1 protein-coding gene is annotated in these 533 nt (G+C 38.8%); it reads left to right on the top strand.

The annotated features are described in order from the left end of the window. Positions 1-533, top strand: a 533-nt coding sequence (clpP, locus tag P6N22_RS10635; protein WP_280332801.1) for an ATP-dependent Clp endopeptidase proteolytic subunit ClpP, incomplete at both ends; no start/stop codon positions are given.

Genomic DNA, 533 nt, shown 5'->3' with positions numbered 1-533 from the left:
GGACGAGGCGAGAGAAGCTACGATATCTATTCAAGATTATTAAAAGACAGAATCGTAATGCTAAGCGGAGAAGTGAACGACGCAGTAGCTTCAACAATCGTAGCACAACTTCTTTTTTTAGAAGCAGAAGATCCTGAAAAAGATATCTACTTCTATATCAATTCACCAGGTGGAGTAGTAACAGCAGGTATGGCAATATATGATACAATGAACTACATTCGTCCAAATGTAGTAACTATTTGTATAGGTCAAGCTGCATCAATGGGAGCATTCCTATTGTCTTCTGGCGAGAAAGGGAAACGTTATGCGCTTCCTCATGCTAGAATTATGATCCATCAACCTTTAGGAGGAGCGCAAGGTCAAGCTACAGATATTGCAATCCAAGCTAAAGAGATATTACGTATGAAACAAGAACTCAACGAGATTTTGGCTGCAAATACAGGTCAAAAACTTGCAACGATCGAAAAAGATACTGATCGTGATAACTTCATGAGTGCCGAAGAATCAAAAAAATACGGTATGATTGATGAAGT

Source organism: Sulfurimonas sp. C5 (assembly GCF_029872055.1).
Taxonomy (GTDB): Bacteria; Campylobacterota; Campylobacteria; order Campylobacterales; family Sulfurimonadaceae; genus Sulfurimonas.
Note: the sequence above shows the minus strand (reverse complement) of the source record. Positions and strands in the feature narration are given on the sequence as shown.